The sequence below is a fragment of the Paraburkholderia phytofirmans PsJN genome (assembly GCF_000020125.1).
In the GTDB taxonomy this organism is placed as follows: Bacteria; Pseudomonadota; Gammaproteobacteria; order Burkholderiales; family Burkholderiaceae; genus Paraburkholderia; species Paraburkholderia phytofirmans.
The window spans coordinates 972,391-989,968 of sequence record NC_010676.1; the positions used below are offsets into that span (position 1 = coordinate 972,391).

Sequence of the window (17,578 nt, forward strand, 5' to 3'; positions counted from 1 at the left end):
ATCGCAAGTAGCTGTGAAGCAGGGTGGTTCAGGCGGCGTCGATCATGTGATCGGCGGCGGAAAGCGGGCGGCGCGCGGTCTCGTTTGGCGAGCGCGGCGGCGCTTCGTGTGGCGTGTGTCCCGGAAGCGCGGGACCCGCGCGCATCAGCTTGAGCATGTAGTAGACGCCGGTGCCGAACACGAGGAAGTACACCACCACGAAAGTCATCAGCGAAATGCCGACCTGCTGCGTGGTGAGAGGCGACACGGCTTGCGAGGTGCGCATCACGCCGTACACGACCCACGGTTGACGGCCCGCTTCGGTGGTGACCCAGCCGGCCAGCAGCGTGATGAAACCCGTCGGCCCCATTGCCACGGCGACGCGCTGGAACCACTTCGATTCGAACAGGCGTCCACGGCGGCGCAGCACCCACGCGGCTACCGACATCACGATCATCAGCACGCCGAGGCCGGCCATGATGCGAAAGCTCCAGAACACCACTGTCGAGTTCGGCCGGTCTTGCGGCGGGAATTCTTTAAGGCCGCGAATTTCGCCGTCCCAGCTGTGCGTGAGGATCAGGCTGCCGAGATGCGGAATCGACACGGCGTAGCGCGTGGTTTCCGCCTGCATGTCGGGAATGCCGAACAGGTTCAGCGCGGTGCCGCCTTTTTCTGTTTCCCAAAGGCCTTCGATCGCCGCGATCTTGGCGGGCTGGTATTCGCGCGTGTTCAAACCGTGCTGATCGCCGACGAATGCCTGGATCGGCGTGAGGATCAGCAGGAGCCAGAGCGCCATCGAGAACATTTTCTTGACGGCCGGATCGCGCCGTCCGCGCAGCAGATGCCATGCGCCCACCGCCGACACCACCAGCGCCGCGACGATGAATGCCGCGAGCGCCATATGCGCAAGCCGGTACGGGAACGACGGGTTGAAAACGATCTTGAACCAGTCGAGCGGCACGACGCGGCCGTTGACGACTTCGAAGCCTTGCGGCGTTTGCATCCAGCTATTGGAAGCGAGAATCCAGAAGGTCGAAATCAGCGTGCCGATCGCCACCATCAGCGTGGCGCCGAAGTGGGCGCGCGGACTGACGCGCTGCCAGCCGAACAGCATGATGCCGAGGAAGCCCGCTTCGAGGAAGAACGCGGTCATCACTTCGTACATCAACAGCGGGCCGGTGACGGGGCCGGCGAAACTGGAGAAGCCCGACCAGTTGGTGCCGAACTGATAGCTCATCACCACGCCGGAAACCACACCCATGCCGAAGGCCACGGCGAAGATCTTCGACCAGAACAGACAAAGGTCTTTGTAGTACGCCTTGCGCGTTTTCAGCCAGCGCCATTCGAGCACGGCGATGAAGCTGGCGAGGCCGATGCTGAGCGCCGGAAAGACGATGTGGAACGAGACGGTGAACGCAAACTGGATGCGGGCGAGATCGAAGGCCGATAGAGCGGAGTTCATGAGCTTGACGTGCTTGAAGTGCGTGGGGTCCGCGAGGACGGACTACGCGCGTCGACCGTTGTCGGTGCGCACTGCACTGGGCAGATGGCGCAAGCGTAGGGGATGGTCGATTTTTTTGCTGCGACGCGATGTGCGTCAAAAAACCACCTTGTTTTGTGGCGATTTTTTATTTTTGGATGGCAAGCCTTTGATGGATATCAAGTTTTTATGGTCGCGCTTGCTAAGCCGAAGACGGGCGCTTTCGCGTATTGGCTGTGCAACTGCGGCAATCGACCGCGCTGCAGCATTGTCGCGGGGACCGGTTCGAGTACGCATCTGACGAGAGCCTGCGGTCTTCCGGCGGCAGTCGCTGTCTCGCACGGCGACTCGATCGGCAACGCAATGTTCGGCAATTGGGATTGGCTCCTCATGAACCGACAATCGCTCCGTTCGAACCGACTTTCCATGCGCGCTGCGGCTAGCCAATAAGCCCGTTTGCTCATACCATGCAGGCAGCCAGGCGGCAGCGTTTTTCAAAAGAGCGCATGCTTCTTACGCGTGCACGTCGTGTGGCCAGTCCAGTATTTTTTCCCGTTATTCGCTTCGAATAGTCATTGCCGACGTACCGGCCGAACGGCCCGGCGCGTCGCGAATCCGTCATCGATGTGTGGTGCAGCGCATGCCGTGCCTCAATGGGCTTCATGTCGCGTGCCGCGCGAATGGTTCGAGAAGCCACGCTTCATCCACCTGCCGGCAACGGCAGACTTCAACTACAAGGAGTCAGCAGATGAGCACGATCAAGACGAAAGACGGTACGAGCATTTTCTACAAGGACTGGGGCAAGGGCCGTCCGGTCGTTTTTTCGCACGGCTGGCCACTGAGCGCGGATGCCTGGGACGCGCAGATGCTGTTTCTCGGCAGCAAGGGCTTTCGCGTGATCGCGCATGACCGGCGCGGCCATGGCCGCTCGGAGCAGACGTGGGACGGCAACGACATGGACACCTACGCCGACGACCTCGCGGCGCTGATCGAACACCTCGATTTGCAGGACGCCACGCTCGTCGGCCATTCGACGGGCGGCGGCGAAGTCGCGCATTACATCGGCCGGCATGGCACGCAACGCGTCGCGAAGGCCGTGCTGATCGGCGCGGTGCCGCCGTTGATGCTGAAGACCGAGAGCAATCCGAACGGCACGCCGATCGACGTGTTCGACGGTATCCGCAAGGGCGTGGAAGACGATCGCTCGCAGTTTTTCAAGGATCTCGCGCTGCCGTTTTATGGCTACAACCGGCCGGGAGCAAAGGTGTCGCAAGGCGTGATCGATTCGTTCTGGGTCCAGGGCATGGCCGGCTCGATCAAGGGGCTTTACGACTGCGTCAAGCAGTTCTCCGAAGTCGACTACACCGAAGACCTGAAGAAGATCGACGTGCCGACCCTGGTGCTGCACGGCGACGACGACCAGATCGTGCCGATCGACGCAGCCGGCCGTCTGACCGCGAAGATCGTGAAGAACGCCACGCTGAAGGTGTATCCGGGTGGCCAGCATGGCATGTGCACGGTCGAGGCCGCCAAGGTGAACGGCGACCTGCTGGAGTTCGTCGGGTCGTAAAGCTGATCTGGTTTGTTGCCGCGAGTGCGGCGGGGCGCGAACAAGCGCGCGCACCTGGCCGCATTCGACATCGAGCCGCGGGCCATCCTCGAGCCCGCGGTCGAGCCGCTTCAGACGGTCGGCCAGCCGATCCGCGCCGCTCGCCGCAATGACGAGCGCACCACCAGCCGGTGGAACGGCGCTATCGCGAGAATATAGAAACGGCCGAGCCGATTGTGGCAATGCACGACGGTCGACAGGATCAGATAGCGCGCACGGTCTTCGCGCGTGCCACGGGTCTGCTGCAGCAGTGAAACCCGAAAGTCGAGATGACGGTCGTTCTCGCCGAGGATGATCTCGTGCGCGTTGCGCGCGTAGATCCTGAAGATGTCGAGGCGCTCCCGTGCGGCGGCAGGATCCTTGATGCTGCGCAACTGCCTGGCAGTCTTCAAGCCGACACGCGCGACGATCGCATCGCGCACGCTCATCAGCTTCGCGATCCAGGCCGCCTGATGCGCGAACACGAAGCGCGCGAGCAATTCCGGATCGTCGATGGCGTTCTCGGGTAGGCGGACGGCGTACGCATCGGCCAGGTCCGGCGCGTCGTACAAACGCGAGACGCCAGATTCAGCCGGCAGGGCGACGGATTGCACGGAACAGTGGGCAGTGAGCATGGTGACGTGCGGCGCTAAGTGATGCATCGACGAGGAGCGCTGCGCCGGATCGCGGCGGCAGGGCGGCTTAAGCGTGAGCGCATCAAGTCTACGCGCTTGTGGGCGTCTCGCGCGAGGCCGGCGGACGCGGTTCAGCACGTCGCGCGTTTCACGCAAATTATGTGTTTATAGTTATACGATGTCACATAAATAGTTCGGGCGTACTCACCTGTTTCGTAAGGGAAATCTCGATATCAGTCGGTCCGAATAAGGGTAAGTGCCTAATTGAAATCCGGTCTAGCATGGTTAATAGTACGTTATCGTACAACTATCGCGGAATCGGCAGAGCTGCCGCCCATGACAAAAGCGAGAGCTGTACCCCAGTTCGATCGCGCGCGGCGCAGGAAAGGAACCTTATGAAGAAGATTGCTCTGAGTGGAGCCGGTGGCCAGCTAGGCTCCGTGGTACGCGCCGCGTTGATCGCGCGCGGCACGCCGCTGCGTTCGGCAGCGGGCTCGAAGGCGCTCGTGCCGCTAGTGGATGGCGAGGACGTGATGCACGGCGACCTGCGCGATCCGGCGGTCGTGGATCGTCTGCTGGAAGGCGTCGACGTCCTGATCCATTTCGCGGGCACGAGTGTGGAGCGTCCGCTGCCCGAGATCATCGAAAACAATCTGCGCGGGCTCGTCGAAGTGTACGAAGGCGCGCGCCGGCAAGGCGTGAAGCGCATCGTGTTCGCGAGCTCCAATCACGCGATTGGCATGTATCCGGTCACCGAGCATCTGAGCCTCGATTGCGAACTGCGCCCGGACGGCTTTTACGGTCTGAGCAAGGTGTGGGGCGAAGCGCTCGCCAGAATGTATTGGGACAAGCACGGTATCGAGAGCGTGTGCGTGCGCATCGGCAGTTGTCTCGAACGGCCGACCGAACCGCGGCATCTCAGCACCTGGTTCGGTCATCGCGATCTGCTGCATTTCCTCGACCGTTGCGTCGAAGCGGAGAACGTAGGTTTCCTGACCATCTGGGGCGTCTCGGCCAACACGCGCAGCTGGTGGGACAACAGCGGCGCCGAACGTCTGGGCTATCAGCCGACGCAGGACGCCGAGGTCTACGCCGAAGAAATTCTCGCGCGGCCGAATCCGCTCGACGCGCTGGGCCAGCGCTTCCAGGGCGGCAGCTTCGTGGGTATCGATTATTCGCGCGATGACGCCGCTGCGGACGGCTCGGCCGCTTCCGCCACGCGGCCTGTTTGAGACGTTAAGGATTACGAGGAGACGCAGCAATGAAGATCAAGGGCATCCGCTGGTGGATGGTCAGTCTGGTCGCGGCCGGGCTCATTATCAATTATCTCGCGCGCAACACGCTGTCAGTCGCGGCGCCGGCGTTGATGAAAGACCTCCACATCACCACGGAGCAGTATGCGCACGTGGTCGTGGCGTGGCAGCTTTGCTATGCATTCATGCAGCCGGTGGCGGGCTTCCTGCTCGATACCGTCGGCACCAAGATCGGCTTTGCGGCGTTCGCGCTCGCCTGGTCGCTGGCGTGCGCCGCGGCGGCGTGGTCGACGGGCTGGCGCAGCCTTGCGTTCTTCCGCGGCCTGCTCGGCATTGCGGAAGCGGCCGGGATTCCGGCCGGCGTCAAGGCGACGAGCGAGTGGTTCCCCGCCAAGGAGCGCTCGGTCGCGATCGGCTGGTTCAACATCGGCTCGTCGATCGGCGCGTTGCTGGCGCCGCCGCTGGTGGTGTGGGCGTTGCTGCACGGCGAATGGCAGTTGGCTTTCGTGATAGTCGGCGTGGCCGGGATCGTGTGGAGCGTGCTGTGGATGGCGCTCTACAAGCATCCGCGCAATCAGAAACTGCTGGGCGACGCCGAACGCGACTACATTCTGAGCGGTCAGGAAGCGAAGCACAGCGACGCGGGCGCCGCCAAGCGCAACTGGATCGCCATGCTCGGCAGCCGCGATTTCTGGGCGATCGGCATTCCGCGTATTCTGTCCGAGCCGGCGTGGCAGACCTTCAACGCGTGGATTCCGCTGTACATGATGACCGAGCGTCACATGAACCTGAAGGAAGTTGCGTTGTATGCCTGGATGCCGTTTCTCGCGGCCGACATCGGCTGCGTGCTGGGCGGCTATCTCAGCCCGCTGTTTCACAAGTACGCCAAGGTGTCGCTGTTCACGTCGCGCAAGATGGTGTTCGTGGTCGGCGCGCTGTTCATGATCGGACCGGCCTGCGTGGGCCTCGTGGCGAGTCCTTATGTGGCGGTGGCGCTGTTGTGCGTCGGCGGTTTTGCGCATCAGACCTTGTCGGGTGCGCTGTACGCGATCACGTCCGATATGTTCGGCAAGAACGAAGTCGCGACAGCGACCGGTATGGGCGGCATGGCGGGTTATCTGGGCGCGGCTGCGTTCACTGCGCTGTTCGGCGTGCTGGTTACGCAGATCGGGTATAGCCCGCTGTTCGTGGTGCTGGCGGTGTTCGATATTATCGCGGCCGGTGTGGTGTGTTTGCTGGCGAAGAGCGCGGACAAGACGCCGGAGCCGCGTTGGACGCCGGCGAGTGCGGTGGTCAAATGAGTGGGCTGGTTGCGATGAATTCCGGACGCTGATCGGGCGGGCGGGAAAATGAAAATGGCGGCGCTTTCGGGCGGCGCCATTTTTTTGCCTTGTTCGCTACTTGTTCTGAATCTTCGCGGCTGGACGAAGCTTGCGCCTCGCCCAGCCGTTCCACCGTTTGCTGCTTAACGCTTATCGACGACCGTCGTGTTGTAAGTCGTCGCGCCGATCACCACATTGCTCAACGTAATGCCGTTCACGTTGTACGCGTAGATCGGTCCGGGCGTGGTCGCGCTCGCGGGTCCGGCCGAAACCGCTGTGCCCAGATTGCAGTTCGAGATCGTCACGCCGGTGATCGGCGGAATGGTCGGCGTCGGGGCCGCGCCGTTGTAGTCGAACGCAACGGGTCCTTGCGCGACGATTGCCTGAAAGCACGACCCGGTCACACCGTTAAGCGTCACGTTGCTTGCCGTCACGTTCGAGATGTTCACGTTCTGCACGACTGCCGGACGAATACGAATGGCGTCGTTCGCCGGCTGATAATCGCAGTCGAACGTGATCAGTCCGCCCTGTGCCGCCGACGGATTGGCCGCGCTCGCCGTCACGACGCCGAGCGGCACCGTGGCGTTGATCGGGCTGCCGCTCAGCAACGCGCTGCCGTAGCCCGCGCCTTTGAGGCTGACACCGTTCGGCAGCGTGACCTTATCGACATAAAAGTTCTTCACGAAGCCGCCGCGATTCATATTCGTCTTGATGCGAATCGCGATGTTCAGCGGATTGGTCGCCCAGTTCTGATTCAGCATCTGCAGGTTGCGGGCGTAGATGTTCTGCACGCCGCCGCCCATTTCGCTGCCGAGCGTGATGCCGCCGTGGCCGCTGTTCATGATGCAGTTCTGGATCACGTGATTCTGCGCGGGGCCGTATTGCGTATCGAGATCCTTGCCCGATTTGATCGCGATGCAGTCGTCGCCGGTGTTGAACGTCACGCTGTCGCACAGCACGTTGTTGCACGCGTCCGGATCGAAGCCGTCGTTATTCGGGCCGATGCTGTTGGTCGTCACGCCGCGAATCACGACGTTCTTGCAATCGGTCGGATGATGCTGCCAGAACGGCGTGTTGTTGGTGGTGTAGTTCTCCATCAACACATTCGTGCAGCCGATGAACTCGACCATGCACGGACGCAGGTAGTGCCCAATGCCGAAGACGCGCTGCGCGATCGGCACGCCGGCTTCGGAGAGCGCGGGCAGATAGTTCTGGTCTTCCTGCCAGGGTGTAGTGGGACTGGTCAGTTGCGCATACAGCGCATCGGAAATGCCCGGCGCGGCGGTTTTCAGATCGACGTTCTTCGGATTCAGATACACCTGCGACGGCGTCGACGAATTCACGCATCCGTACGCGCCATTCGATCCCTTGAAGGTCCACCAGCACGTGGCGGTGTTGCCGCTGCCGGCGAACGGTGTCATGGCTTGTCCGTTGAGCACCGAGGTCGCGTCTTCGCCGGTCAGCGCGATGTTGGTCTGATTGCGCGCGTACACGGGCGAGCCGTAGTTCAGGCAATCGTTCGCCTGCCAGCGGCTGTAGAACAGATTGCCGTTGGCGCCGCACGCGACCGGGCCGTCCTTCGCGTAGTCGGCCGGGTTCGGGCTGAAGTAGATCGTGCAACTCGCGCTGAGGTGGAAGTTCACATTGCTTAGCAGCACGATCGGTCCGGCGCAGTACCACGTGCCCGCCGGCACGACCACGCGTCCGCCGCCCGCGGCGTTGCAGGCCTGGATGGCAGCGAGAAACGCGGGGCGCGAGTCGAACGACGCGGCCGCGTTGGTCTGGTTCGAACCGGGACTCGCGACCGATGCCGATCCTGTGTACGGATTGGTCGCGGCGACGACGGCGCACGGTACGGCGCCGTACTGCGTGACCACGAAATCGCGGCTGGCAAACATCGACTGGGTGATGCCTTGCAAAGACGCGATGATCTGTGTCGCGGCGCCCGAGGTGCCCCAGATCGGATCCTGCACGACCGGCGGCGTGGCGGTCCCGCCGTTGACGGAACCGCCGCAAGCGGACAGGCCGCCGAGCAGCGTCGCGCCCGCCGACGTTCCCGCCAGCACGATAAACGCGCGGCGGGCGGGCGAATTCGGTTCAGCCTGGCCGGGTGTTTTATATGTTGTCCGCTTGCCGCTGGTTTTATCTATGTTTGCCACGGATGTCTCCTTGCCCTTTGCGGGCGTTGTCAGTAATCGCTGCCACTTCTGGAATGCAGATGCAGGTCGTCGAAACCGTTTTGTTTACGTAAGGTATCCTTAATATTTGTAAAAAAACTTCACCTATGGAGACGATGCAACTTTTGTCAGCTCGCGACGAAGCGGGCGAACGCACGAGCGCGCCGCTGCTTGCCTAACTTCCAGGGCAAGCGGAGCGGCGCATCAAAAAGCGGCGTGCGAATTAAGCGATTTTCTGGCCAATCTCGTGATCGGCGAGGAATTCGAGCGCGCGTACCATCGCCGAGTGGTCCCACGCCTTGCCGCCGTGCGCAACGCACGCGTTGAACAGCGCCTGGCAGGTGGCGGTGTTCGGCAAGGACACGCCGAGCGATTGCGCGGTCGAGAGCGCGAGGTTCAGATCCTTCTGGTGCAGTTCGATGCGGAAGCCCGGATCGAAAGTGCGTTTGGTCATGCGTTCGCCGTGCACTTCGAGAATGCGCGACGACGCGAAGCCGCCCATCAGCGCCTCACGCACGCGCGCCGGATCGACGCCGGCCTTGGATGCGAGCAGCAGTGCTTCGCCCACAGCCTCGATCGTCGCGGCGACGATCACCTGGTTGGCCACCTTGCACACCTGGCCGGCACCGACGCCGCCGATCAGCGTGACGTTCTTGCCCATCATGTCGAAGAGCGGCTTGACGGCATCGAAGGTCGCGGTTTCGCCGCCCACCATGATGGTCAGCGAGCCGGCCTTGGCGCCGACTTCGCCGCCGGAAACCGGCGCATCCAGATAGTCCGCGCCGCTCTCGCGCACGCGGGCCGCGAACTCGCGCGTGGCCATCGGCGAAATCGAGCTCATGTCGACCACGGTTTGCCCCGCGCGCAACACGCTCGCCAGACCCTGCTCGCCGAACAGCACGCGCTCGACGTCGGGCGTATCCGGCACCATGATGAAAATCACGTCGGCCTGCGCGCCCACCGCGGCCGGGCTGTCGCACGCGACGGCGCCCGCCTGGACGAGATCGTCGGGCACGCCGCTGCGCGTGAACGCCGCCAGCGCGACGCCGTTCTTGAGAAGGTTCGCGGCCATGGGCTTGCCCATGATGCCGAGTCCGATAAAGCCTGCTTTTTGCATGGAATGCTCCGAAGATGTCATGGCGGCCGGCTACTGCTGGCCCGCCTGTTTCTGCATGAAGTGTTTCTGAACCGTCTGCGCGGCGCCTTTCAGCAGCCCCATATCCGCACACACCGCGACGACGCGGCAGCCCATGGAAATATAGCGCTCCGCGTCCGCCTGCACTGGGGCGAGGATGCCGCTCGGCTTGCCCGCGGCCTGCGCGCGTTCGAACACATGCGCGATCGCCGCCTGCACGTCCGAATGATTCGCGTTGCCGAGTTGGCCGTAAGCGGCCGCGAGGTCGGACGGGCCGACGAACACGGCGTCCACGCCGTCCACGGCGAGAATCTCGTCGATTGCGTCGACGGCCTTGCGGCTTTCTATCTGCACGATCACGCAGACATTGTCGTTGGCGACGCTAAAGTAGTCGGGCACGGTCGCATAGTGGTTGCCGCGATGGCTCACCGATACGCCGCGAATGCCCTGCGGCGGGTAGCGCGTGGCGGCGACGGCGCGGGCCGCGTCGTCGGCGCTTTCCACGAATGGCACGAGGAAGTTCGAAAAGCCGCTGTCGAGGAGCCGTTTGATGAACACGCTGTCGTTGGCGGGCGGCCGCACGACCGGTGCGCTGGCGCTGTCCTTGAGCGCCATCAGTTGAGGAATCAGCGTGAGCACGTCGTTCGGCGCGTGCTCGGCGTCCAGCAGCATCCAGTCGAAACCGACAATGCCGAGCAACTCGGTCACGATCGGGCTGGCGAGCGACGCCCAGCAGCCGATCAGGGTTTCACCGCCGCAGACTGCCCGGCGGAAACTATTGGGTAAGGGCTGGTAAGGTGTGATGGCTGGCATGGGCTGATTTCCTCGAACGGCAATGGATCGGGCAAGCTCCGACGATGGCTCAACACGAGTTATAGGTCGTCGTATGTCTTGATTGCAGAGTAGCACTGGCCTCGCGGATTGTAATGGTCACGTTAACCCGAATTCCTCGCCAGGCAAGCGTTTCAGGTTGCGCGCATGTCTCGGAATGTTGTAGGATGACCTATATCTTAAGCCTTCACTCAAGGAAAGCAAATGACAATTACCGGCGAAATGCTGATCGGCCGCAAAGCGGTGCGCGGCGAGGAAAAACCACTGCATGCGTTCAATCCTGCCACGGGATCCGATATCGCGGAGCCGGTTTTCGGCAGCGGCTCGGTGGCGCTCGTTGGGCAGGCGTGTGAGTTGGCGCAGCAGGCGTTCGATCCGTACCGTCAACTGCCGCTCTCGGTGCGCGCCGAGTTCCTCGAGCGTATCGCCGACGGCATCACGGCGTTGGGCGATGCGCTGATCGAACGGGCGCACCAGGAATCGGGTCTGCCGAAGGCGCGTCTCGAAGGCGAGCGCGGCCGCACCACGGGCCAGCTCAAGCTGTTCGCGCAAGTCGTGCGCGCCGGCCAGTGGCTTGCCGCCACGCTCGATTCGCCGCTGCCGGAGCGCAAGCCGCTGCCACGCTCCGACCTGCGCATGCGGAAGATTCCGCTCGGCCCGGTCGCGGTGTTCGGCGCCAGCAATTTTCCGCTCGCGTTTTCGGTGGCGGGCGGCGATACGGCGGCAGCGCTCGCGGCCGGCTGCCCGGTGGTGGTGAAAGCGCACCGTGCTCACCTCGGCACGTCGGAGATGGTCGGCCGCGTGATCCAACGTGTCGCGCAGGAAATGGACTTACCCGAAGGCGTGTTCTCGATGATCGTCGGCGCGGGCAATTCCGTCGGCGAGGCGCTGGTCGCGCATCCGGCGATCAAGGCCGTCGGCTTCACGGGATCGCGCGCGGGCGGCACGTCGCTGATGCGCGTCGCGGCGGCGCGCGCCGAGCCGATTCCGGTGTATGCGGAAATGAGCAGCATCAACCCCGTGTTCCTGCTGTCGAATGCGCTGGCGGCGCGCGGCGAGAGCATCGCCCGTGGCTTCGTCGATTCGCTGGTGCTCGGCGCCGGGCAGTTCTGTACCAACCCGGGCCTCGCGATTGCCGTCGACAGCGACGCGCTCAAGACGTTTGTCGCCACTGCGTCCGAAGCACTCAGCGGCAAGCCCGCGCAGACCATGCTGACGTCCGGCATCTGCGCGGCCTATGAAGAAGGCGAGGGTAAGCTGGCCGCGATCAAGGGCGTCGAAGCCGTGGCTCGCGGTGTCGATACGACCGGCCCGACTCAGGCGCGCGCGGCGTTGTTCGTGACCGATGCGCAGACGTTCCTCGCCACGCCGGCGCTGGAAGACGAGGTGTTCGGTCCGGCCTCGACTATCGTGCGTTGCAAGGACGAGCAGGAACTGCTGGCGGTCGCCGAGTACTTTGACGGCCAGTTGACCGCCACGGTACAAATGGACAGCGCGGATCTGGCGTCGGCGAAGAAGCTGGTGCCGATTCTCGAACGCAAGGCCGGGCGGATTCTGGTGAACGGCTTCCCGACGGGCGTCGAGGTGTCGCACGCGATGGTGCACGGCGGGCCGTTCCCGGCTACGTCCGATAGCCGTGCGACTTCGGTTGGCACGACGTCGATCGAGCGCTTCCTGCGTCCGGTGTGCTATCAGGATTTCCCGGCCGATCTGTTGCCGGAAGCGTTGGCTGACAACAACCCGCTGGATTTGTGGCGCCGTCGTGATGGCGAGATCACGCGCAGCTAAATGGCGGATGATCAGGTGAAGTAAAAAATATGGCCGGGATATCCCGGCCATATTTTTTTATTGCGTCCACTCTGGCGAACTCGATTCAACGGCAAGGCGAATCAGCTGTTCGCGTCTGCCGCTTCGTTCGCCCGCCGCAGACGTTCGCGGCTATTGGACAGATGCATACGCATCGCCGCGCGCGCGCCTTCCGCATCATGGCGCGTGATCGCTTCGAGAATGCTTTCGTGTTCGAGATTGACGAGCGACAGATACGCGTCCGGTTCCGCGCGCGCAATGCCGGCGGAGTCGAGCCGGTTGCGCGGAATCAGCGCGCTGCCCATTTGCGTGAGGATGTCGACGAAATAGCGGTTGCCGGTGGCGCGCGCCACCGAGATATGAAACTGCAGATCGGCGTCGACGCTGTCCAGCCCGTTATGACGCGTGGCTTCGATCGCGTCGAGCGCGGCGCGCATGCGCGCGAGGTCGTCCGGCTTGGCGCGCTGGGCGGCGAGACCCGCACATTCCGTTTCAAGACTGATGCGCAGTTCCAGGATCGACAGCACGTCGCGCAAGGTAGTGGCGGGCACCATGTCGATGCCGAGCTTTTCGCGCTGCGGCTCCAACACGAAGCTGCCGATGCCGTGCCGTGTTTCGATGATCTTGCCCGCCTGCAAACGCGAAATCGCCTCGCGAATGACGGTGCGGCTCACGCTCAGCGTGACCATGAGTTGCGATTCGGTCGGCAGTTTGTCGCCGGGCTTCAAGGCGTTGGACGCGATTTGCTCGGTCACGTAGCTAACGACGAACTCGGCAAGATTACGCGCGCGTCGTGGCGGTGCCGCGGATGCCAGTGGTGTAGCCATCGAAAACGCCCCTTGAATCAGATAGTTGCAGACACTTCATGCGTTTCATTATACCGTCGTCTGACGACTGATTATAACCACGCCATATCATTTTGCGGACCGGCGTCCGATGCGACGCCGAAGTCCCTTTTTAGCCTGCATTTCGTGCTGCGGCGGCGCTTATTTCGCTGTCCGCAGAGAAGTACGATAACCGCTGCGCGATCAGTTCGGGCGCAGTTCGACGCGCTTGATATCTTTCACGATCACGAGATAGCTGAACACCGTGAGCAGCGCATTGATGCCCACGAACACCAGCGCGCCGTTGAACGAGCCGGTCTTTGCGACGAGATAGCCGATCACGATTGGCGTCACGATGCCGGCCACGTTGCCGAACATATTGAAGATCGCACCCGACAGGCCGAGCGCCTCGCGCGGCGACGTATCGGCGACCACGGCCCAGCCGAGCGCGCCGATGCCTTTGCCGAAGAACGCCAGCGACATGAGCGCGACGACGACCCAGTCGGTCGACACATAATTGCAGCCGATGATGCACACCGACAGCAGCATGCCGCCGACAATCGGCACCTTGCGCGCGACCGTAAGCGAATGGCCGCGACGGATCAGCCCATCGGACAGAATGCCGCCGAGCACGCCGCCGGAGAATCCGCAGATCGCCGGCAGCGAAGCCACCAGACCCGCTTGCAGAATCGTCATGCCGCGCGCCTGCACGAGGTAGATCGGAAACCACGTCAGGAAGAAGTAGGTCAGCACGTTGATGCAATACTGCGCGAGATAGACGCCGAGCAGCATGCGGTTGCTGAGCAGTTGGCGAACCAGAGACCAGCCGCCTGTGTTCTCGATCTTGCCGGCGGATGGAGCTTTCTTCTGCCCGTTGATCACGCCGCCGCCTTGTTCGATGTACTCGAGTTCCGAGCGCGACACACGCGGATGATCGGCGGGGTTCTTCATCACCTTCAGCCAGGTGAGCGCGAGCAGAAGTCCCATCACGCCCATCACGACGTAGACCATGTGCCAGCCGAACGCGTGGGTGAGCCACGCCATCAACGGCGTGAACACGACCGCCGCGAAGTATTGCGCCGAATTGAAAATGGCCGACGCCGTGCCGCGTTCGTTAGTCGGGAACCAGCTTGCCACCACCTTTGCGTTGGCCGGAAACGCCGGTGATTCGGCCGCGCCCATTGCGAAGCGCAGCACGAACAGCGCGGTGACGGCCGCCGCCGCGCTGCCCAGCAAACCGATCGAGCTTTGCAGCAGGGTGAAGAGCGACCAGAAGAAAATACTCGCCGCGTAGACGCGCCGCGCGCCGAAGCGGTCCAGCAGCCAGCCGGCCGGCAGTTGCGATAGGACGTAGGCCCAACTGAACGCGGAGAAAATGTAGCCCATACGGATCGCGTCGAAGCCGAACTCGGCGCGCATGGCCGAGCCAGTCACCGACAACGTGGCGCGGTCCGCGTAGTTGAAGGTGGTGATCAGAAAGATCAGCAGCAAAATTCCGTAGCGGACTCGGGTGCGCTTTGCGACATGGGCGGCACTCGCCGTGCGGCTCATTTCCATGGTCATCTCCTGAATTTCTTATGCCTGGGAGCGGGCTCCCAGGCGTCGTGGCGCAATGAGCGACCACAGGCCTTTCGATACATGCTGGTGCGGCGCTACAAAAAACGCCCGGCGACGTTGCCGTCCCGGGCGCTCTTTGCGGTGCCGTCTACGCGGCCGTCGTTCGCACGGCCGCCGGGTGTCGATCGCTGTCGTTACGCCAGCCCGATTACTGCGGGCCGAGCGTCTTGATGAGCGCGTCCAGCTTGCCCATTTCTTCTTCCGTCAGATCCGTCAGCGGTGCGCGGACCGGGCCGGCGCTGTGGCCGACCAGCTTCGCGCCCGCCTTGACGATGCTGACCGCGTAGCCTGCGCGGCGGTTGCGGATCGCCAGATACGGCAGGAAGAATTCGTCGATCAGCTTGCCGACCGTGGCGTGGTCGTCCGCGGCAATCGCCCGGTAGAAGTCCATCGCGGTCTTCGGAATGAAGTTGAACACCGCCGACGAATACACCGGCACGCCCAGCGCCTTGTACGCCGCTGCATAAACTTCAGCGGTCGGCAGGCCGCCGAGATACGAGAAACGGTCGCCGAGGCGGCGGCGGATCGACACCATGTTCTCGATCTCGCCCACGCCGTCCTTGAAGCCGATCAGGTTCGGGCAGCGCTCGGCCAGGCCTTCGAGCATATCGGCGTTAAGCTTGGAGTTCGCGCGGTTGTAGATGATCACGCCCATGTTCGGCACGGACTTGCAGACTTCTTCAGCGTGTGCGGCGATGCCTTCCTGGCACGCTTCCGTCAGGTAATGCGGCATCAACAGAATGCCGTTCGCGCCATGACGCTCGGCTTCCTGTGCGTAGGCAATCGCTACGCGCGTCGGGCCGCCCGCGCCGGCGAGAATCGGCACCTTGCCTTTGCAGACTTCGGTAGCCGTTTTCACGACGTTCGAATAGTCGTTGTGCGTGAGCGAGAAGAATTCGCCCGTGCCGCCGGCGACGAACAGCGCCGACGCGCCGTAAGGAGCAAGCCATTCGAGGCGCTCAGCATACGTATCGGCGCGGAAATCGCCTTGTTCGTCGAAGTCGGTAACCGGGAAGGACAGGAGGCCTTCGGAAACGATCTGCTTCAGTTCCTGCGGTGTCGTCATGATATGTATCCAGAGCGTCGAATGGTGTGTGGAAGCTCAATCAAGTGAGAATTGAGATTTCTTATACGTCATCGTACAACAACAAATCGGCTAACTCAACGGTGTTTTCACGGCATAATGCTTGGCCTAGGGTAAATACGGAACGTCTGCGCAATCTTTCATGTTGTAGGATGACGTATGAATAGAAGGCGCAGCAGGCGTACACCGCCATAAGGATCGATGCAATGGAACAATCTCCGCTCTACATTCGCGTTCACCCCAACGACAATGTCGCGATCGTCGTCAACGACGGCGGTCTGGGTGAGGGCGCGGTATTTCCCGATGGTTTGGCGCTGCGCGAGCGCGTGCCGCAAGGGCACAAGGTCGCGCTGGCCGACCTGGCCGAGGGCGACGAGGTCATCCGCTATAACGTGGTGATCGGCTATGCGCTGAAGGCGCTGCCGAAGGGCAGCTGGATCAACGAACACGTGATTCGCATGCCGAGTCCGCCTGGACTCGAGGATCTGCCGATCGCGACGATCAAGGCGCCGGACATGCCGCCGCTCGAGGGCTATACGTTCGAGGGCTATCGCAACGCGGACGGCTCGGTCGGTTCGCGCAACATTCTCGCCATCACGACGACGGTGCAATGCGTGGCCGACGTGGTTCAACACGCGGTGACGCGTATCAAGGCTGAACTGCTGCCTCGCTATCCGAATGTCGACGACGTGGTGAGCCTCGGCCACACGTACGGTTGCGGCGTCGCGATCGACGCGCCCGACGCGATGGTGCCGATCCGCACCGTGCGCAACATCAGCCTGAATCCGAATTTCGGCGGCGAGGTGATGATGGTCAGCCTCGGTTGCGAAAAACTGCAGCCCGAGCGCCTGATGCCGCCCGGCACGATCCCGATCGCCGCGGCCGCGAATGTCGCCGAAGTCGCGGACATCGGCGATATCGAGGCTGATCTGAACGGCGACGTGGTCGTGCTGCAGGACGAATCGCACGTCGGCTTCCAGTCGATGATCGAGTCGATCATGAAGATGGCCGACGGTCATCTGAAGCGTTTGAACAATCGTCGCCGCGAGACGTGTCCCGCGTCCGATCTCGTGATCGGCGTGCAATGCGGCGGCAGCGATGCATTCTCCGGTCTCACCGCGAATCCCGCCGTGGGCTACGCGACCGATTTGCTGGTGCGTGCCGGCGCCACGGTCATGTTCTCCGAAGTCACCGAAGTGCGCGACGGCGTCGATCAACTGACGGCGCGCGCGGCCAACCCGGAAGTCGCCGCGGCGATCATCCGCGAGATGCAGTGGTACGACGATTATCTGAAGCGCGGCGGCGCGGATCGCAGCGCCAACACCACGCCGGGCAACAAGAAGGGTGGCTTGTCGAACATCGTCGAAAAAGCGATGGGCTCGATCATCAAGTCCGGTAATTCGGCGATTTCCGGCGTGTTGTCGCCGGGCGAGAAGGTCAAACAGAAAGGCCTGATTTACGCGGCCACGCCGGCCAGCGACTTTATCTGCGGTACGCTGCAGGTCGCGGCGGGTATCAACCTGCACGTGTTCACCACCGGCCGCGGCACGCCGTACAGCCTTGCCGAAGTGCCCGTCATCAAGGTCGCGACGCGCTCGGATCTGGCGCGCCGCTGGCATGATCTGATGGACATCAACGCCGGCACCATCGCGACTGGCGAGTCGACAATCGAAGAGGTGGGCTGGGAACTCTTCCGTCTGATGCTCGACGTCGCCAGCGGCCGCAAAGAGACTTGCGCTGAGAAGCTCAAGCTCCACAATGCGCTGACGCTGTTCAATCCCGCGCCGGTGACCTGATCGATCCGGCGGGCTTGCTCGATCCGATCACACTCACACCAATATAGAAAC

At 62.8% G+C, this 17,578-nt stretch carries 14 protein-coding genes; 5 read left to right on the forward strand and 9 right to left on the reverse strand.

Annotation, left to right across the window (positions count from 1 at the left end; translation table 11 throughout):
- Positions 1-28: 28 nt before the first annotated feature.
- Positions 29-1,441: a cytochrome ubiquinol oxidase subunit I gene (locus BPHYT_RS24095; RefSeq protein WP_012426730.1), complete on the reverse strand. Its 1,413-nt coding sequence runs from the start codon at positions 1,439-1,441 to the stop codon at positions 29-31.
- A gap of 766 nt (positions 1,442-2,207) precedes the next feature.
- On the opposite strand from BPHYT_RS24095, the gene BPHYT_RS24105 reads away from it, so the two are divergent.
- A complete protein-coding gene (locus tag BPHYT_RS24105; protein WP_012426731.1) occupies positions 2,208-3,029 on the forward strand; it encodes an alpha/beta fold hydrolase in 822 nt (273 codons plus the stop codon).
- 110 nt (positions 3,030-3,139) lie between these two features.
- Here BPHYT_RS24105 and BPHYT_RS24110 read toward each other — a convergent pair whose 3' ends face one another.
- Positions 3,140-3,682 (reverse strand): DUF2867 domain-containing protein, encoded by a 543-nt coding sequence (locus BPHYT_RS24110; protein WP_041759116.1) that lies wholly within the window; start codon positions 3,680-3,682, stop codon positions 3,140-3,142.
- Between the two features lie 395 nt (positions 3,683-4,077).
- Here BPHYT_RS24110 and BPHYT_RS24115 point away from each other — a divergent pair, with 395 nt between their 5' ends.
- Positions 4,078-4,914: an NAD-dependent epimerase/dehydratase family protein gene (locus BPHYT_RS24115; protein WP_012426733.1), complete on the forward strand. Its 837-nt coding sequence runs from the start codon at positions 4,078-4,080 to the stop codon at positions 4,912-4,914.
- Positions 4,915-4,943: 29 nt separating this feature from the next.
- Positions 4,944-6,236, forward strand: a complete 1,293-nt coding sequence (locus BPHYT_RS24120; RefSeq protein ID WP_012426734.1) for an MFS transporter — start codon at positions 4,944-4,946, stop codon at positions 6,234-6,236.
- On the opposite strand, the gene BPHYT_RS38775 is transcribed toward BPHYT_RS24120, so the two are convergent.
- The 4 genes from BPHYT_RS38775 to garL all read right to left on the reverse strand — a co-directional run bounded on the left by BPHYT_RS38775 (position 6,229) and on the right by garL (position 10,382).
- A complete protein-coding gene (locus BPHYT_RS38775) occupies positions 6,229-6,390 on the reverse strand; it encodes a hypothetical protein (RefSeq protein ID WP_167315769.1) in 162 nt (53 codons plus the stop codon). The genes BPHYT_RS24120 and BPHYT_RS38775 overlap by 8 nt on opposite strands.
- A gap of 10 nt (positions 6,391-6,400) precedes the next feature.
- Positions 6,401-8,416, reverse strand: a complete 2,016-nt coding sequence (locus tag BPHYT_RS24125) for a glycoside hydrolase family 28 protein (RefSeq protein ID WP_012426735.1) — start codon at positions 8,414-8,416, stop codon at positions 6,401-6,403.
- A gap of 241 nt (positions 8,417-8,657) precedes the next feature.
- The gene (locus BPHYT_RS24130; RefSeq protein WP_148225145.1) at positions 8,658-9,572 is read right to left on the reverse strand and encodes a 2-hydroxy-3-oxopropionate reductase; all 915 of its coding nucleotides are present in this window, start codon (positions 9,570-9,572) and stop codon (positions 8,658-8,660) included.
- A 9-nt stretch (positions 9,573-9,581) separates the two neighbouring features.
- On the reverse strand, positions 9,582-10,382 hold the full coding sequence (gene garL / locus BPHYT_RS24135) for a 2-dehydro-3-deoxyglucarate aldolase (protein ID WP_012426737.1): 801 nt from the start codon (positions 10,380-10,382) through the stop codon (positions 9,582-9,584).
- 222 nt (positions 10,383-10,604) lie between these two features.
- On the opposite strand from garL, the gene BPHYT_RS24140 reads away from it, so the two are divergent.
- A complete protein-coding gene (locus BPHYT_RS24140; RefSeq protein WP_012426738.1) occupies positions 10,605-12,188 on the forward strand; it encodes an aldehyde dehydrogenase (NADP(+)) in 1,584 nt (527 codons plus the stop codon).
- Between the two features lie 101 nt (positions 12,189-12,289).
- Here BPHYT_RS24140 and BPHYT_RS24145 read toward each other — a convergent pair whose 3' ends face one another.
- The 3 genes from BPHYT_RS24145 to kdgD all read right to left on the reverse strand — a co-directional run bounded on the left by BPHYT_RS24145 (position 12,290) and on the right by kdgD (position 15,713).
- Positions 12,290-13,033, reverse strand: coding sequence for a FadR/GntR family transcriptional regulator (locus tag BPHYT_RS24145; RefSeq protein WP_012426739.1), 744 nt, complete (start codon positions 13,031-13,033; stop codon positions 12,290-12,292).
- A 201-nt stretch (positions 13,034-13,234) separates the two neighbouring features.
- Positions 13,235-14,587, reverse strand: a complete 1,353-nt coding sequence (locus tag BPHYT_RS24150; RefSeq protein ID WP_012426740.1) for an MFS transporter — start codon at positions 14,585-14,587, stop codon at positions 13,235-13,237.
- 208 nt (positions 14,588-14,795) lie between these two features.
- Positions 14,796-15,713, reverse strand: a complete 918-nt coding sequence (kdgD, locus tag BPHYT_RS24155) for a 5-dehydro-4-deoxyglucarate dehydratase (protein ID WP_012426741.1) — start codon at positions 15,711-15,713, stop codon at positions 14,796-14,798.
- 224 nt (positions 15,714-15,937) lie between these two features.
- Here kdgD and garD point away from each other — a divergent pair, with 224 nt between their 5' ends.
- Positions 15,938-17,527, forward strand: a complete 1,590-nt coding sequence (gene garD / locus BPHYT_RS24160; RefSeq protein WP_012426742.1) for a galactarate dehydratase — start codon at positions 15,938-15,940, stop codon at positions 17,525-17,527.
- Positions 17,528-17,578: the final 51 nt, after the last annotated feature.

Excerpts from the sequence above, each read along its gene's own strand:
- BPHYT_RS24110 (WP_041759116.1), bottom strand. The coding sequence starts at position 3,682 with ATGCTCACTGCCCACTGTTCCGTGCAATCCGTCGCCCTGCCGGCTGAA.
- BPHYT_RS24140 (WP_012426738.1), top strand. The coding sequence starts at position 10,605 with ATGACAATTACCGGCGAAATGCTGATCGGCCGCAAAGCGGTGCGCGGC.
- BPHYT_RS24150 (WP_012426740.1), bottom strand. The coding sequence starts at position 14,587 with ATGGAAATGAGCCGCACGGCGAGTGCCGCCCATGTCGCAAAGCGCACC.
- garL (WP_012426737.1), bottom strand. The coding sequence starts at position 10,382 with ATGCCAGCCATCACACCTTACCAGCCCTTACCCAATAGTTTCCGCCGG.
- garD (WP_012426742.1), top strand. The coding sequence starts at position 15,938 with ATGGAACAATCTCCGCTCTACATTCGCGTTCACCCCAACGACAATGTC.
- BPHYT_RS24120 (WP_012426734.1), top strand. The coding sequence starts at position 4,944 with ATGAAGATCAAGGGCATCCGCTGGTGGATGGTCAGTCTGGTCGCGGCC.
- BPHYT_RS24130 (WP_148225145.1), bottom strand. The coding sequence starts at position 9,572 with ATGACATCTTCGGAGCATTCCATGCAAAAAGCAGGCTTTATCGGACTC.
- BPHYT_RS24115 (WP_012426733.1), top strand. The coding sequence starts at position 4,078 with ATGAAGAAGATTGCTCTGAGTGGAGCCGGTGGCCAGCTAGGCTCCGTG.
- BPHYT_RS24095 (WP_012426730.1), bottom strand. The coding sequence starts at position 1,441 with ATGAACTCCGCTCTATCGGCCTTCGATCTCGCCCGCATCCAGTTTGCG.
- kdgD (WP_012426741.1), bottom strand. The coding sequence starts at position 15,713 with ATGACGACACCGCAGGAACTGAAGCAGATCGTTTCCGAAGGCCTCCTG.
- BPHYT_RS24105 (WP_012426731.1), top strand. The coding sequence starts at position 2,208 with ATGAGCACGATCAAGACGAAAGACGGTACGAGCATTTTCTACAAGGAC.
- BPHYT_RS24145 (WP_012426739.1), bottom strand. The coding sequence starts at position 13,033 with ATGGCTACACCACTGGCATCCGCGGCACCGCCACGACGCGCGCGTAAT.